Origin of the sequence: Photobacterium phosphoreum (assembly GCF_002954725.1) — a bacterium.
GTDB classification, from domain to species: domain Bacteria; phylum Pseudomonadota; class Gammaproteobacteria; order Enterobacterales; family Vibrionaceae; genus Photobacterium; species Photobacterium phosphoreum.
On sequence record NZ_MSCQ01000001.1, the window covers coordinates 1737200 to 1754503 of the forward strand.

Annotated in this window: 15 protein-coding genes; 10 read left to right on the forward strand and 5 right to left on the reverse strand. The window is 40.8% G+C overall.

The features are described from left to right. Both BTO21_RS07525 and lrp read right to left on the reverse strand, forming a co-directional pair. On the reverse strand, positions 1–1160 hold a 1160-nt coding region (locus tag BTO21_RS07525; RefSeq protein WP_244906767.1), incomplete at its 3' end, for a DNA translocase FtsK 4TM domain-containing protein. A 460-nt stretch (positions 1161–1620) separates the two neighbouring features. Further along, a complete protein-coding gene (gene lrp, locus BTO21_RS07530; RefSeq protein ID WP_005368765.1) occupies positions 1621–2115 on the reverse strand; it encodes a leucine-responsive transcriptional regulator Lrp in 495 nt (164 codons plus the stop codon). A gap of 633 nt (positions 2116–2748) precedes the next feature. Here lrp and trxB point away from each other — a divergent pair. From trxB to infA, 6 genes are all read left to right on the forward strand, one after another. After that, positions 2749–3711 (forward strand): thioredoxin-disulfide reductase, encoded by a 963-nt coding sequence (trxB, locus tag BTO21_RS07535; protein WP_045027851.1) that lies wholly within the window; start codon positions 2749–2751, stop codon positions 3709–3711. Positions 3712–3825: 114 nt separating this feature from the next. Then, positions 3826–5598 carry a heme ABC transporter permease/ATP-binding protein CydD gene (gene cydD / locus BTO21_RS07540; protein WP_045027850.1) on the forward strand — a complete coding sequence of 591 codons (1773 nt, stop codon included), beginning with the start codon at positions 3826–3828 and terminating at the stop codon, positions 5596–5598. Beyond that, entirely contained in the window at positions 5591–7315 is a 1725-nt protein-coding gene (gene cydC, locus BTO21_RS07545) for a heme ABC transporter ATP-binding protein/permease CydC (RefSeq protein WP_045027848.1), read from the forward strand. The genes cydD and cydC overlap by 8 nt, the downstream gene beginning before the upstream one ends. A gap of 126 nt (positions 7316–7441) precedes the next feature. Then, the gene (gene aat, locus BTO21_RS07550; RefSeq protein WP_045027847.1) at positions 7442–8146 is read left to right on the forward strand and encodes a leucyl/phenylalanyl-tRNA--protein transferase; all 705 of its coding nucleotides are present in this window, start codon (positions 7442–7444) and stop codon (positions 8144–8146) included. 10 nt (positions 8147–8156) lie between these two features. Further along, the gene (locus BTO21_RS07555) at positions 8157–8849 is read left to right on the forward strand and encodes an arginyltransferase (RefSeq protein ID WP_045027845.1); all 693 of its coding nucleotides are present in this window, start codon (positions 8157–8159) and stop codon (positions 8847–8849) included. A 218-nt stretch (positions 8850–9067) separates the two neighbouring features. Further along, positions 9068–9286, forward strand: a complete 219-nt coding sequence (gene infA, locus BTO21_RS07560; protein ID WP_005368778.1) for a translation initiation factor IF-1 — start codon at positions 9068–9070, stop codon at positions 9284–9286. Between the two features lie 160 nt (positions 9287–9446). Here infA and clpA read toward each other — a convergent pair whose 3' ends face one another. Continuing rightward, complete coding sequence (gene clpA, locus BTO21_RS07565) at positions 9447–11714, reverse strand: ATP-dependent Clp protease ATP-binding subunit ClpA (RefSeq protein WP_045027843.1); 2268 nt, start codon at positions 11712–11714, stop codon at positions 9447–9449. Positions 11715–11761: 47 nt separating this feature from the next. Then, positions 11762–12082 carry an ATP-dependent Clp protease adapter ClpS gene (gene clpS, locus BTO21_RS07570; RefSeq protein ID WP_036793886.1) on the reverse strand — a complete coding sequence of 107 codons (321 nt, stop codon included), beginning with the start codon at positions 12080–12082 and terminating at the stop codon, positions 11762–11764. Positions 12083–12303: 221 nt separating this feature from the next. On the opposite strand from clpS, the gene cspD reads away from it, so the two are divergent. Then, positions 12304–12525, forward strand: coding sequence for a cold shock domain-containing protein CspD (cspD, locus tag BTO21_RS07575; protein WP_045027870.1), 222 nt, complete (start codon positions 12304–12306; stop codon positions 12523–12525). Positions 12526–13066: 541 nt separating this feature from the next. Here the strand turns inward: cspD and icd are convergent. After that, on the reverse strand, positions 13067–14320 hold the full coding sequence (icd, locus tag BTO21_RS07580; protein WP_045027842.1) for an NADP-dependent isocitrate dehydrogenase: 1254 nt from the start codon (positions 14318–14320) through the stop codon (positions 13067–13069). 143 nt (positions 14321–14463) lie between these two features. Between icd and BTO21_RS07585 the strand changes: the two genes are divergently transcribed. The 3 genes from BTO21_RS07585 (at position 14464) to hflD (ending at position 17225) form a co-directional block, all read left to right on the forward strand. Further along, complete coding sequence (locus BTO21_RS07585) at positions 14464–15114, forward strand: pseudouridine synthase (protein WP_045027840.1); 651 nt, start codon at positions 14464–14466, stop codon at positions 15112–15114. 363 nt (positions 15115–15477) lie between these two features. Beyond that, on the forward strand, positions 15478–16593 hold the full coding sequence (gene mnmA, locus BTO21_RS07590; RefSeq protein ID WP_045027839.1) for a tRNA 2-thiouridine(34) synthase MnmA: 1116 nt from the start codon (positions 15478–15480) through the stop codon (positions 16591–16593). 14 nt (positions 16594–16607) lie between these two features. Further along, positions 16608–17225, forward strand: coding sequence for a high frequency lysogenization protein HflD (gene hflD, locus BTO21_RS07595; RefSeq protein ID WP_045027837.1), 618 nt, complete (start codon positions 16608–16610; stop codon positions 17223–17225). Positions 17226–17304: the final 79 nt, after the last annotated feature.

Sequence of the window (17304 nt, forward strand, 5' to 3'; positions counted from 1 at the left end):
GCTTGTTCTACTGGCGCAACATAGGGTTGAGGTTCAACATGCGGCGCAGCTTGTTCTACTGGCGCAACATAGGGTTGAGGCTCAACATACGGCGCAACTTGTTCTACTGGTGCAACATAGGGTTGAGGTTCAACATACGGCGCGGCTTGTTCTACTGGTGCTACATAGGGTTGAGGTTCAACATACGGCGCAGCTTGTTCTACTGGTGCAACATAGGGTTGAGGCTCAACATACGGCGCAGCTTGTTCTACTGGTGCAACATAGGGTTGAGGTTCAGCATGTAATGTCGATGCAGTATCCATTAATGGATCAATAACGGCTGCTGTTGGGCGAATAATAGGGGTTGTATGAGTAGGGGGATAAACAGGATCCTTTCGCTCAAAAGACGGTGCTATCGCCGACTCTTGATGAGAAGTCCCTTTATAAGATGAGAGTAATAAATCATCTTGATCATCATTATTTCCGTTATGCAGATGTTCTGCATAAGGCATATCCGATTCTGCTGCGATTTCAGTCGCAAACGGACGCATGATTTCGTGCTTATCTGAACGTAATTTATTCAGGATCCACGTTAAACTTGCTAACGTCTTTTCACCTAACAAATCAGCAATTGTTGTCCATGAAATTCCGGTAAATAAGGTAAAACCAATCGCCCATGAGCACATAAGCAGTAAGGTTGCCCCGAGTACATTTAATAGCGGTAAGGTTATATTGGCAACAACATCGCCAATCACACCACCTGATGAGAAATACCAAATATCATCAAAGTTAAGATCAGCCAAACCACAACTGCTTAGAATTAATAACATTAACCCCACCCAGCGGGTACCATAAACCATATAATCCAGTGACAATACTTTAGAGCGGCGATAATAAATAAACCACCCTAATAACACTAAAGCAATGGGAATAATGTAGGCCAGTGCCCCAAAAATAAAGAACAGTGTATCTGCGACTAATGCGCCAAATGAGCCGGCCTTATTTTGAACAACGCCTTCCCAAGCAGTCTGCGACCAAGATGGATCGGCGGGATTAAATGTGACTAGCGCGACCATCATATAAATGGCAACTAAAATACTGATGATCAAAAAACCTTCAATAATGCGTTGCCCACCTGATAAACGCATTTTGGGCAGTTTTTTACCTTTAAACTTCCTCAAGAATAACTCCGGTGTTTCTATCAAATTCGAATATTTTTGCCAAAATGCTGATATTTTCAGCGACCAACGCTAATACTTTGCAGCTAAGCGCAACACAGTATCAAATACCAAGCGATATCGTTGGCAAACTCACAAATATAAAGTAAATGTCTTAATGCCATCATTCTATACTAAAAGACCACATTGTCTGTGTCCGACACCCTTTAAAATACAATTTTTTTTAGTGATCAGTAATAAATGGTAAACCATAAAAGTTAACTATCTCAAACGGCTAAGCATTGTTTATTTTAGACGGTCAGTTATCAAATAAATTCATCATTATGTCAATTCATGCCGACATCTGGATAATTAAACAGCACTTTTTATTCTTATTACGTATAAACAAATACACCCTGAACAACAATCATGTCATTCAGGGTGTATATATTTGACGCTATCACATTGATTAAATCGCGAATATTTAGCGAGTCTTGATAACCAAGTTATTACTTTGCTTAACTTCTTCCATAACAACATAGGTACGGGTATCGTTAACACCCGGAAGACGCAATAACGTTTCACCAAGCAATTTACGGTAAGCTGACATATCTGATACACGTGTTTTCAACAAGTAATCAAAATCACCAGAAACAAGATGACATTCCTGAATATCTTCTAGTTCTTGTACCGATTTATTAAACTGTTCAAAAACATCTGGTGCACCACGGTTCAATGTGATTTCAACAAATACTAATAATGAAGCATCAAGAAACTGTGGATTTAGTAGTGCAGTATACCCACTAATATAGCCTTGGCGCTCTAAACGACGTACACGCTCGAGACATGGCGTTGGTGATAAGCCAACACGCTTTGAAAGCTCTACGTTTGAAATTCGACCATCTTTTTGAAGTTCATTCAAAATATTACGGTCAATGCGATCCAATTCCTTGGATGGTTTCTTTTTGGTATCTACCATTTATATTCCACCTTCTCACTTCCTTGCAAAAAAATATACTACATCTTATCTATTTTTAGAATCAAATACTCTAATAGTCAAACAATCAGTGATAAATATCAGATGATCATGCTATTTATTTACAATAATTGTTTAATTCTATTTCAGAGTAGTGATAGCGGTTACACCCTAACATCCGAGGATTGTCCTGAAAGCAGCCATTAAAAAACAAACATTTAACTATTTGTACCAAAATAAAGTTGATTATCAAAGCAAATTAATCACATCAATACAAATAGGTTAACAAATTGGTGTTTTTTATCGAGTCTTAACGCTTAAATCAATCGCTAAACTCTCGTTATTCGCAAAATTAAAATGTGACTTATTGACTATTTTTCTTAATTAAGCTTGTGCTAGATCAAAAAATCACGATCTGACTTTTCACTTTTAACGCTTCAAAAAACCCGGCCGCTACGGTATTTTTGTGACCAATGTAACATCTACAATTTAATGCAACTCAAGTGCTGTTAAACATTTATGGCTCAACGCCAATAGTGCCAACAAATTATTGATTGTCTTACATCCTCTTCCTTTACGACTGCAATTTACCTACAATCAGTCTTCCATAATAATAATATTCAGCCTGGAGAAAAAATGAGTAACGTAAAACATTGTGAACTACTCATCCTTGGTTCTGGACCTGCAGGTTACACCGCGGCGGTTTATGCAGCACGTGCCAACCTCTCACCAGTAATGATCACTGGTATGCAGCAAGGTGGTCAACTTACGACCACGACAGAAATAGAAAATTGGCCGGGTGATGCAGACGAGCTAACTGGCCCTGCATTAATGGATCGCATGAAAGCCCATGCGGAAAAATTTGATACTGAAATCATTACTGACTTTATTAGCGAAACTGATTTTAGCCAACGCCCATTCCGCCTCAAAGGTGAAACGGGTGAATACACCTGTGATGCATTGATTATATCAACCGGTGCTTCTGCTAAATATATTGGTTTAGATTCTGAAGAAGCGTTTAAAGGCCGTGGTGTATCGGCGTGTGCTACCTGTGATGGTTTCTTCTACCGCAACCAAAAAGTAGCCGTTATTGGTGGTGGTAACACTGCTGTTGAAGAAGCGTTATATCTGTCAAACATTGCCGCAGAAGTACACCTTGTTCACCGCCGTGACACCTTCCGTTCAGAAAAGATTTTAATTAATCGTCTGATGGATAAAGTCGCCAATGGCAACATTATTTTGCACACTGATCGCACCCTTGATGAAGTATTAGGTGACGACATGGGTGTAACAGGTTTACGTCTTAAAGATACCCAATCAGGTGCGACAGAAGAACTTGATGTAATGGGTGTATTTATTGCGATTGGCCACCAGCCAAATACGGCTATTTTCAATGGTCAACTTGATATGGAAAATGGCTATATTAAAGTCCAATCAGGTCTTCACGGTAACGCAACTCAAACCAGTGTTGAGGGCATTTTTGCTGCGGGTGATGTGATGGATCATACCTATCGTCAAGCCATTACCTCTGCGGGAACAGGTTGCATGGCAGCACTCGATGCAGAACGTTATTTAGATGCATTAGCTGACCAACAATAAATAACATAAAGCGACTGTTTATACTGTGGCTTTTTTCCCTTACCGCACTATGCATCTCAACCATAGTGCGGTAAGAGCAACTCACCATAAATACCGTAATGAAACCTTATTTATATGGATAAAGAATTACAACGCGATTTGACCAAATGGTTAAAATCCCAAAGTAAACTCGCCAAACGCTGGATGATGTTCAGTATTGGCTTAGGGTTTATTTCGGGATTATTGCTTATCGGGCAAGCGGCTTTATTAGCCAATATTCTGCATCAACTGATCATCGAACATACGGATAAATACCAACTCGTAAATCAGTTTGTTGGCCTTATTATTATTATTGGATTACGTGCATTATGTAGCTGGGGACGAGAAGTTTGTGGCTATCGCTGCGGTGAACAAATTCGACTCCACATTCGCCAATTAATTCTCAACCGCTTAAAAAACCTAGGTCCTGCTTATATTAAAGGCAAACCTGCGGGTGTATGGGCAAGTCTAGTGCTTGAACAAGTGGAAGAAATGCAGGATTTCTTTGCGCGTTATTTACCACAAATGTCACTGGCGGTATTAATTCCAGTGGTTATTTTAGTGGTAGTATTCCCTCTTAACTGGGCTGCTGGCTTAATCTTCCTTATTACTGCGCCTTTAGTGCCCTTCTTTATGGCATTAGTCGGTTTAGGTGCTGCAGATGCTAACCGTCGTAACTTTAAAGCCTTACAGCGTTTATCTGGGCATTTCTATGACCGCTTACAGGGTTTATCAACTCTACGGTTATTTAATCGCGTTGATGCTGAAGCTGAAAATCTAGACGCAGCGTCACATGTGTTGCGTAAACGCACCATGGAAGTACTACGACTCGCCTTTTTATCGTCGGCAGTATTAGAGTTTTTCTCTGCTATTTCTGTTGCCATTGTTGCGGTCTATTTTGGCTTCATGTTCATTGGTGAACTCAACTTTGGTAACTACGGTGTACCTGTTACGCTATTTACTGGTTTATTTGTATTAGTGCTCGCACCTGAGTTTTATCAGCCCTTGCGCGATCTTGGTACGTTTTACCATGCAAAAGCACAAGCGATTGGTGCGGCTGAATCTATTGTTGAGTTCTTAAACATTGAAGCAGATGAAATGAGCAGCGGTGAAAAACCATTACCAACGCCAAATGCGATTCAAATAACCGTTACCGATCTCGAAGTACTCAGCCCTGAAGGTCAAGTATTGGCTGGACCATTGAGCTTTACCATTAATACTAATGAACATGTGGCGTTAATTGGTCCAAGTGGTGCAGGTAAAACCAGTTTACTCAATGCCCTACTCGGCTTTTTACCTTATCGCGGCAGTATTAAAATTAATAATGTCGAACTGAACGAACTTAAACATGATCAATGGCGTCAAGCGATCAGTTGGGTCGGTCAAAATCCATTGTTAGTCCATGGTACTGTACGTGACAACATTACCCTTGGTGATCCAAGTGCCAGTAATGAGGCTATCGATCACGTTGCTCGCCAAGCCTATGCGGATGAATTTATTCAACGTCTTGAAAAAGGCTATGAACATCATGTAGGTGATCGCTCAGGTGGTTTATCTGTCGGTCAAGCACAACGTATTGCTGTTGCTCGTGCGATGCTACAAAACGGCGCTTTTTGGTTACTGGATGAACCCACAGCCAGCCTTGATGCTAACAGTGAACGTTTAGTGCTTGAAAGTTTAGCGTTAGCAGTCACTAACCGCACCACGTTAATGGTGAGCCACCGCCTTGATCAACTGCATGTGATGGACCGTATTCTGGTTATGGATAACGGTAAATTAGTTCAGAACGGTACTTTTGATACCATTAGTCATCAAGGTTTACTCGCCGACATGCTCACTCATACCGATAAGAGGGATCTCGATGCGTGATTTAATCCCTTACCTTAAACTTTATCGTAAACACTGGTTTGGCTTAACTTTAGGCATGATTTTAGGTTTATTAACACTATTATCTGCCATTAGTCTATTGACGTTATCAGGTTGGTTTATTGCCGCCTCTGCCGTTGCTGGTCTAAGTATTATTACTCGTCAAACCTTTAATTACATGTTACCTGGCGCTGGTGTACGTGGCTTTTCAATGTCACGGACTGCTGGCCGTTGGGGTGAACGTGTGGTTAGCCATAATGCGACCTTTAAATTGCTGGCTGATTTACGGTTATTCTTTTTCCGTAAATTAACGCCTTTAATTCCCGGTCGCCACGCTAATTTACGTGATGCCGATTTACTCAACCGTTTAGTCGCTGATGTTGATGCGATGGATCATATCTATTTACGTTTAGTCAGCCCGCTGGTTATCGGTATCTTAGGTATTACCATTGTTACTGGCTTTCTCGCTTGGTTTGATCCCACCATTGGTTTTACGCTGGGTGGCATTTTACTGGCATTAATGATTATTCTACCGATTGTTTTTTATCGTTTAGGTAAACGCAATGGTGAAACATTAACCCACGCTAAAGCCAACTACCGCATCACGCTGTTAGACTGGATCCAAGGCCACGCTGAATTATTACTGTTTAATGCTGAAGAACGCTACCGTCAACAAGCGGAAGCAGAGCAAGATAAATTACTTGATGCTCAGCGAAAAATGGCAAGCTTAACCGGCATTGCTAACGGTCTATTAATGGCAGCAACAGGCTGGACGCTAGTGCTCATTATGTGGATTGCAGCTAACGGTATCGCAGGTAATGCGCCTGATCCTTTCGTTGCAATGGTGGCATTTACGACCATGGCAAGTTTTGAAATGATGATGCCAGTCGCTGGTGCATTCCAATACTTAGGCCAAACATTATCGTCAGCTAAACGCCTTAATGAAATTATTGAAGCAACGCCTGACACTGTGTTTGATCCAAAAGGTTACAGCGCTATTGCTAAGGGTGATATTCGTCTTAATGATATTAGCTACACCTATTATGGCAGCGATAAACTGGTCGTTAAGCACCTGTCGCTTAACATTAAACAAGGCGAGAAATTAGCCCTGCTTGGACGTACGGGTTGTGGTAAATCAACCTTACTGCAATTACTAACGCGTAGCTGGGATCCTCAGCAAGGTCAAATCCTACTTGATGGGGTCGAACTGCCACGTTGGAGTGAACCTGCACTACGCAATGCTATTACCGTAGTCAGTCAACGCGTTGATGTCTTTAATGGCTCATTACGTGAGAACTTAGTCTTAGCCAAACCTGATGCTACCGATGAGCAATTTGTAGCAGCACTCCATAAAGTCGGTCTTAATAGCTTACTCGACGATAAAGGCTTAGACACCTGGCTTGGCGATGGTGGTCGACATATCTCTGGTGGTGAACGTCGTCGTATTGGTATTGCGCGCGCCCTCCTTCATGATGCACCGATCCTATTGTTAGATGAGCCAACGGAAGGACTTGATCGCCGTACTGAACAGCAAATATTGACCTTATTACTTGAGTTTGCCAAAGACAAAACCGTGGTATTTATTACTCACCGTTTAGTTGGTCTCGATAGTATGGATCAAATTTGCTTAATGGACGAAGGTGAGATCATTGAACATGGCCAGCATCAACAACTGCTGGCACAAAATGGTCGATACGCTGAATTATGTCGTCGTATTTAATCACAGCTTAACTCACTAGCACCAATATAACGCCGATAATCAATTGTGATTATTGGCGTTTTTTTTATCAGTCGTTAAATGTTATATTGATAACAGTAGCCTTTGACGCGCATATTATTGATAAAAATGACGATTTATATACCCGAAATTGATCCGTCTTCATTGCAATTCCCAGATCCAAATACCGCACTCCTTGACCCTAATGGTCTGCTCGCTTTTGGGGGCGATCTTAGTCCACAACGTTTATACCAAGCTTATCGTCATGGTATTTTTCCATGGTATTCACAAGGTGAGCCTATTTTATGGTGGAGTCCTGATCCTCGAGGTGTTTTTATTCCACAGCAATTTACGCCCAGTAAAAGTTTGCGTAAATTTATGCGTAAATCACCGTATACGATTACACTCAATCATGCATGTCATGCCGTGATCCGCCAATGTGCTGAATCACGCGGCCCAGATCAAACGTGGATCACAGAAGCGATGATTAACGCCTACCAAACATTGCATGATGTGGGTGATTGTCACTCGGTAGAAGTCTGGCAAGATCAACAATTAGTCGGTGGTTTTTATGGAGTGGCTGTTGGACGTATTTTTTGCGGCGAGTCGATGTTTTCCCTCGCTGATAATGCCTCGAAAGTGGCTTTATGGTACTTCTGCCATCATTTCAATCAACATGGTGGTCAGTTAATTGATTGCCAAATGATGAACCCACACCTCGCATCTTTAGGCGCGAGTGAATTAGATCGTACTGCTTTTTTAACACAACTGCATCAGCATCGAGACACCGTATTAGCGGCTGAATGTTATCACCCTCAAACTTTAGTGTTATAACGAATTAATGATGAAAGAATTATCCTTACAACTGGGCCTTACCCCTGAAAGTGATTGTAATTACTTACCGCAACAGCGTGACCAACTTGGTGTTGTGATGGATCAACCCTGGTTAACCCCTAATGGTTATGATTTATTAATTAGTTCTGGGTATCGTCGTAGCGGCAGCATTATCTATAAACCAATGTGTAAACACTGTAATGCCTGCACCCCATTACGGGTTGATTGTTCTCAATTCACACCCACTAAAAGTCAAAAACGCCAACAAAACCAACTCAAAAAACTGCAGTGGGAATTTAAACAACAATTAGACCCAGATTGGTTTGAACTCTATGAACGTTATATTACTGTTCGCCATGCCAGTGGTTCAATGTTCCCTGCTAATAAACAGCAATTTTTTGATTTTATTCGCGCACCATGGATGAAAACGGCGTTCTTACATATTTATGAAAATAATCAATTAATTGCCGTTGCTATTACCGATGTTTTTCCCGATTCACTGAGCGCGGTTTATAGCTTTTTTGAGCCAGAACATAAGTTATCATTAGGGACATTGTGCGTGCTATTACAAATTGAAGTTTGCCATCAAACGCAACGCCAATGGCTCTATCCTGGCTATCAAATCGATCAATGCCGTGAAATGAATTATAAAGTTCGCTTTGTACCACATCAAAAATTAATTAACGGTGAATGGGTAGGTTAATTATCAAAAAACACGCTAAACGGTCAAATTAACCGCAACAGTGAAATATTTTGCATCTGCTTTTGTTAATTTACTGAGAAAAAATGGATTAATCGCGAACAAAAGCTGACAAAAACAACTGGCAAGGGTAAAATTACGTCCTAAACTTTACACTCAAACAGTTTCAAGGCATTATCCAGCCCGATCAAGATGAATGGCTGGTAGCCTAAGAGGATTCAATGGCAAAAGAAGACGTAATTGAAATGGCTGGTACTGTACTAGATACACTACCAAATACAATGTTCCGCGTTGAGCTAGAAAACGGTCACGTTGTTACTGCTCACATCTCTGGTAAGATGCGTAAGAACTACATCCGTATCCTTACTGGCGACAAAGTAACTGTGGAACTGACTCCTTACGACCTAACTAAAGGTCGTATCGTCTTCCGCGCACGTTAATCTTTCTCTAAAAGATTAGTGCTGCAAATAAAACCCAGCCTTTTGCTGGGTTTTATTTTAGCGAATGATGATCACAAGTAGTCATAATATAAAAACGCCGCAGATAGTTGGTACTATCTACGGCGTTTTTGCTTATGTGAAATACACTAACAAGATTTTATTAGTGGGCAGCTTCCATCTCACTACTGAATTGGAAATCTAGTTCACCATTAATGTAATCAACGCGTACTGAACCACCATTAACTAATGAACCAAACAACAATTCATTGGCAAGTGGTTTTTTAAGCTTCTCTTGAATCACACGAGCCATTGGACGTGCACCCATAGCCTTATCGTAACCTTTCTCAGACATCCACTCTCGTGCACGCTCAGACACTTCCATTGAGACACCACGTGCATCTAACTGTGCTTGTAGTTCCACAATAAACTTATCGACCACTTGTCCAATAATGTCTTTTTCTAGGTGGTTAAACCAAATGATATTATCAAGACGGTTACGGAATTCAGGGGTAAAGACACGTTTAATCTCTGCCATCGCATCATGGCTATGATCTTGCTGGATCAGACCAATTGATTTACGTACTGTTTCCGTTACTCCGGCATTGGTTGTCATTACAAAAATGACATTACGGAAATCAGCTTTACGGCCATTGTTATCGGTTAGTGTACCGTTATCCATTACTTGTAATAACAAGTTAAATACATCAGGGTGTGCTTTTTCAATTTCATCAAGCAATACCACTGAATGAGGATTTTTGATCACCGCATCCGTTAATAATCCACCTTGGTCATAACCAACATAACCAGGAGGCGCACCAATCAAACGACTGACGGTATGACGCTCCATGTATTCAGACATATCAAAACGCAGTAGTTCTATGCCCATCGTACGCGCTAACTGTACCGTGACTTCCGTTTTACCAACACCTGTTGGCCCGGCAAATAAGAACGAACCTACGGGCTTATTATCGGCACTTAATCCTGCGCGGCTTAACTTAATCGCTTCCGTTAATACATCAATCGCACCATCTTGACCGAAGACGAGCATTTTCAGTCTCGTATCCAAACTTTGCAATACATCACGATCACTGCTTGAAATTGATTTTTCTGGAATACGTGCCATTCGAGCAATCATGGCTTCAATATCACCGACATTGACCGTTTTTTTACGACGACTTGCAGGCGCTAAACGACAACGAGCACCCGCTTCATCAATGACATCAATCGCTTTATCAGGTAAATGACGTTCATTAATGTATTTTGCTGATAATTCCACCGCAGCACGAATCGCTTTATTGGTAAAACGAACTTCGTGGTGAGCTTCGTATTTTGATTTTAAACCCATCAAAATTTTAGTGGTGTCATCAAGTGACGGTTCAACGACATCAATTTTTTGGAAACGACGCGATAGTGCACGCTCTTTCTCAAAAATATTGCTGTATTCTTGATAGGTTGTTGAACCCATACAACGTAACTTACCACTACTCAATAATGGTTTTAGTAAGTTAGCCGCATCGACCTGACCACCAGATGCTGCACCAGCACCAATAATGGTGTGGATTTCATCAATGAATAAAATCGCATGTTCTTCTTTTTCAAGCTGCTTTAAAATACCTTTAAAACGCTTCTCAAAATCACCACGATACTTAGTACCGGCTAATAATGAACCGATATCCAAAGAATAAATCACACAGTCTTGAATAATTTCAGGTACTTGACCTTCAACAATACGCCACGCAAGACCTTCTGCAATAGCCGTTTTACCGACACCAGCCTCACCCACTAATAGCGGATTATTTTTACGACGACGGCAAAGCACTTGCACTGTACGCTCAAGCTCTTTATCTCGACCAATCAGAGGATCAATACCACCTGCTTTTGCTAACTGATTAAGGTTAGTCGCAAAATTTTCAAGTTTATCTTCCGAACTTTGTTCAGTACGTTGTTCTTCGGTATTGCCAATCTCTGAAGGGTTTACATCATCATTGTCACTGCCTTTAACAGTGCCATGAGAAATAAAATTCACCACATCAAGACGGCTAATATCACTCTTCTTCAGTAGATATGCAGCATGCGACTCTTGCTCGCTAAAAATCGCAACCAGTACATTAGCACCAGTTACTTCGCTGCGACCAGAAGACTGCACATGAAACACCGCACGTTGCAACACTCGCTGAAAACTCAACGTTGGTTGAGTTTCACGGCTCTCGTCATCCACTGGAATTAAGGGTGTTGTTTGTTCAATAAAAGAATCTAGCTCTTTACGCAACAAATCAAGATCAGCGCGACACGCTAATAAGGCCTCTTGCGTAGCTACATTATCTAACAGAGCCATCAATAAATGTTCGACCGTCATAAACTCATGACGCTTTTCCCTTGCGCGTGCAAATGCACCGTTCAGGCTCGCTTCAAGTTCTTTATTTAGCATAAGGCACCTCCCCTAAAAACCACTCAATATGGCGTGCCGGAAAAAGATTATGCTTTTTCCATCGTACATAACAACGGGTGTTCATTTTCCCGTGCGTACATCATTACTTGCGCAACTTTGGTTTCTGCTACTTCGGCGGTGAAAGTGCCACAAATGGCTTTACCTTCATAATGTACCGCGAGCATTAACTGAGAAGCTTTCTCCAGATCCATGGAAAAAAAAGTTTGTAACACATCGATCACAAAGTCCATCGGCGTGTAATCATCATTATTTAAAATTACTTTATACATCGATGGCGGCTTAACTTGGATTTCTTCCTTATCCAGTACATCAGATTCAGGATTCATCCATTCGTATAACTTACTCATAGTTTTATCTTAGTTCATTCATTCGTGAGCTGGCTATAGCCAAGTTAATAAAAGATTTTATTAAAATGTTACAAACAATACTTGACTGACTAGTTTATTTTACTACATTGTAAATTGTAGTGGATATAATCTGCATTAAAATCGCATTAGTATGCAATCAAACGTTACAAAATGATCGACTAATGTCAAATGGAACTTGAATGCAAAAAGGATGTATAAGCATGGCAATAGGTACAGTGAAATGGTTCAATAACGCCAAAGGATTTGGCTTCATCTGTCCCGAAGAAGGTGAGGACGATATTTTCGCCCACTATTCAACGATCCAGATGGATGGTTACCGAACACTTAAGGCAGGTCAACAAGTGAACTACGAGGTTCAAACTGGCCCTAAAGGTTACCATGCAAGTGCTATTGTTCCCGCACAAGGCGATGAAGCCAAATAAGCGGATTCAGTATTAATTGCCTATTAAAAGGTGGGATTATGCCACCTTTTATTTATTCATTCGAAATCAAACGCTAATAACAGACACAATATACCAATTACCCACTGACTTCGACAGTCATCTAAGGTTATTCAGTGTTCGTATTCAATTTTACATTATAATATTCATCGGCAGCTAAAAATACGTTTTTTTACCCTTCGTAACAACCGCATAAAACCCGCATAAAAATCGCATAAAAAAAGGTGTTTTATCATTCTTTTAAATGCGACTCAAAACAGCATTTAGTTAACAAAAAACAAACATCACATTTATAGATCTATCCTATGCCTATTTTAATTGACTGCCTATATCTAGATAGTTCTCTTGTTATATGTTTGAGAGTTAGCGCACGAGTGCATAGTGTATTTAATTAATTTACCACCATATTTTCTCTGTTTACCCAACACTTTTGCATTAATAAATCAGTTTAATAATACAACGACAATAAAAAAGGCCCAGCCAATGCTGAGCCCTAAGCGGTTTATATCGATTTATCTAATGATTACATTTGTTCAATCATATCATCAGCAAATTCAGAACATTTACGTAGGTTAGCACCGTCCATTAGACGCTCAAAATCATACGTTACTGTCTTATTACTGATCGCAGCTTCCATTGAACTGATAATTAAATCTGCCGCTTCTGTCCAACCCATATGACGTAACATCATTTCAGCAGAAAGAATCAGTGAGCCTGGATTTACTTTATCTTGGCCTGCATATTTAGGAGCTGTACCGTGAGTTGCTTCAAACAATGCCACACCATCACCAATGTTGGCACCTGGTGCAATACCAATACCGCCAACCTGTGCAGCCAATGCATCAGAGATGTAATCACCATTAAGGTTCATGGTTGCAATCACATCATACTCTTCTGGACGCAGTAAAATCTGTTGTAAGAAGGCATCAGCAATACAATCTTTAATCACAATTTCTTTGCCCGTATTTGGATTTTTTAATGTCATCCAAGGGCCGCCATCAAGTAATTCTGCACCGAATTCTTGTAGCGCAACGTCGTAACCCCAATCTTTAAACGCACCTTCAGTAAATTTCATGATGTTACCTTTATGAACTAAAGTTAACGAATCACGATCATTATCAATGGTGTACTGGATTGCAGCACGTACTAGACGTTTAGTTCCCGCTTCTGATACGGGCTTAATGCCAATACCACATTGTTGTGGGAAACGAATCTTCGTCGCGCCCATTTCTTGCTGTAAGAACTGAATCACTTTATCTGCTTCAGCTGTTCCAGCTTGGAATTCAACGCCAGCATAAATATCTTCTGAGTTTTCACGGTAAATAACCATGTCGGTTAACTCAGGACGTTTAACTGGGCTTGGTACGCCATCAAAATAACGGACAGGGCGAACACAGATATAAAGATCAAGCTCTTGACGCAATGCAACGTTAAGAGAACGAATACCGCCACCAACAGGTGTAGTTAATGGGCCTTTAATGGCAACTTTATATTCGCGAATAAAATCAAGCGTTTCTTGTGGGAGCCATGCGTCATCGCCGTAAACTTGGGTTGATTTCTCACCTGTGTAGATTTCCATCCACTCAATCTTTCGATCACCGGCATAGGCTTTCTTAACGGCGGCATCAACAACTTTAATCATTGCTGGACTTACATCAATCCCGATACCGTCACCTTCGATGTACGGAATAATCGGGGCATTAGGAACAATCAATTTACCTTCAGCGTCTACTGTGATTTTTTGACCTGCTGTTGGTACAATTACTTTACTATCCATTTTAAATCTCCTGGCATCCATTTGTTATCATTTTGTAAGAGGCGAGCAAATCATACTTTAAATTTTATCAATACGTCAATTATGTAATTTTTCACGTATAATATGATTGTCCAACTCATTAACTCTCACAACAACGCGTATTTATGAAGCCAAACACTACAAATCGTCAACCTCTTCGTGCCAATAATGAGCGTCGAGCGTCAAGAAAAATAAATAAACCGAAGCGTCCTCGCGGCCCTCAAAAAGTCATTTTATTTAACAAACCTTATAACACTTTGACCCAGTTTTCAGGTGAACCTGGTGACAGTACTTTAGCTGATTTCATTCCAGTAAAAGATGTTTACCCAGCAGGTCGATTGGATAAAGACAGTGAAGGATTATTGGTACTAACCAATGATGGTATTTTGCAAGCTCGATTGACACAACCACAGTCAAAACAAGCAAAAGTCTATTGGGTACAAGTTGAAGGTGCACCAACAGAAGAGCACTTACAGCAGTTACGTGATGGGGTGACATTAAAAGATGGCCCAACATTACCAGCGGGAGTTGAAGTGATCGAATCACCACAAATGTGGGATCGCACACCGCCGATTCGTGAGCGTAAAAACATTCCAACAACATGGATCGCGATTACCTTACGTGAAGGTCGTAATCGCCAAGTACGTCGTATGACAGCGCATATTGGTTTTCCAACATTACGCTTAATTCGTTACCAAATGGCACAATGGACGGTAGCCGATCTAGCACCCGGCGAATGGAAAGAAATAACCCTTCCATCTCCCACCCTCAGTTAATTTATCATTTGAATAATTCGCGCTCCATATTGAATATCGGAGCGCATTATTCCCATCAGTAGCATAAAACTATTTCCCTCAACAAAAAACTACACATTTTTGTCTACATCCTCTATGATTGAGGCAAATAGCAAACGTTTGCTATTTGATTTAATCTAAGCGCTAATAATAACAACAATAATGCCTTAATTTATATATCTATCCGTTTTTAAAGGTTTTTTTGTGTCGCTACTGTCTAAATGAGAACTGTCATTATCGTGAATAACTATTTATTGGAGTGTGATTCTGCTCTCGATCTGTTTCAGGCGCTGGGTTTCTGTTAGAATTACGCTCTTAACACTAAATTAGCGACAGTAGAGAAATATGTCTGATAACAGCCAAAAGAAAGTCATTGTCGGCATGTCCGGCGGCGTAGATTCATCAGTATCCGCTTACCTGCTTCTTCAACAAGGTTATCAAGTTGAAGGCTTGTTTATGAAAAACTGGGAAGAAGACGATAACGACGAATACTGCTCTGCTGCAGAAGATCTCGCTGATGCACAAGCGGTATGTGACAAACTTGGTATTACACTGCATACCATCAATTTTGCAGCTGAATACTGGGATAACGTGTTTGAATACTTCCTTGCTGAATACAAAGCAGGTCGTACGCCAAACCCAGATATTTTGTGCAACAAAGAAATCAAATTTAAAGCCTTCCTTGAGTTTGCCGACGAAGTGCTTGCAGCCGACTATATAGCAATGGGTCATTATACTCGTCGCAGTTTCCCGACAGTTGAAGGTGAAAAACCTCAAATGCTGCGCGGTGTCGATAACAACAAAGATCAAAGCTATTTCTTGTACACCTTAGGTCACGAGCAAATAGCACGTAGTTTATTCCCTGTTGGTGAGCTTGAAAAACCTGAAGTTCGTCGCATTGCTGAAGAGCAAGGTTTAATCACTGCCAAGAAAAAAGATTCAACCGGTATTTGTTTTATCGGTGAACGTAAATTTACCGAGTTTTTAGGTAAATACCTACCCGCTCAACCGGGTAAAATTGAAGTCGCGGATGATGGTAGTGTTATCGGTGAGCACCAAGGATTGATGTACCACACATTAGGTCAACGTAAAGGCTTACATATTGGTGGTCAAAAAGGCGGAAATGGTCTTGAAGACGCATGGTATGTTGTTGATAAAGATCTAAAACGTAATGTGCTTATTGTTGGCCAAGGTAAAGATCATCCTCGTTTAAAATCAAACGGTTTGATTGCCTCTCAATTACATTGGGTTGATCGTCAACCGATCCGTGAGACAATGGCATGTACGGTGAAAACACGTTACCGTCAGCAAGATCTTGCTTGTACTGTTATCCCAATGGATGATGAAACCATTAAAGTGATTTTTGATGAGCCTCAAATTGCGGTAACACCTGGACAATCCGCTGTGTTTTATAACGGTGAAATCTGTCTTGGTGGCGGCATTATTGAAGAGCGAATCTAAAGGAGTTTTTGCGCGTGGCTTACTCTATTTATGATCGAACGATTGCGTTTGCAGGCATATGCCAAGCAGTCAAATTAGTTCAAGACGTTGCCCGTAATGGCAATTGCGACTCAGCAGCATTAACCACTATGCTCAACAGCATTATGGCAACCGATCCTACCAATACGGTAGGTGTTTACGGCAACGAAGCTGATTTACGTATCGGTTTAGAATCGATGGTACGTGATATTGATGGTTCATCATCAGGCAGTGAAATAACGCGCTATCTTGTTGGCGTTATGGCGCTTGAACGTAAACTATCAGCACGTCGCGATAGCATGGCACAACTGGGTGATCGGGTTGACACATTGAAGCGTCAAACAGCTCATTTTGAACTACTTGATGAACAAATGCTGAGTAATATTGCCAGTATTTACTTAGATATTATCAGTCCATTAGGACCTCGAATTCAAGTATCAGGTACGCCAGCACAATTACAATTACCCCATGTTCAGCACCGAGTGCGCGCATTATTACTTGCCGCTGTTCGTAGTGCCGTATTGTGGAGTCAAGTTGGTGGTAAACGTCGCCATTTATTATTTGGTCGTAAGCAAATGCTAGAGCAAGCAAAAATTCTGCTCGCTCGAAACTAAGTTAACGCATTGCTCACTCCCATTCAGCCTGAAAAATCAGGCTGAATATCAATTTTGTTTTAACCCTCATAAACCAGGA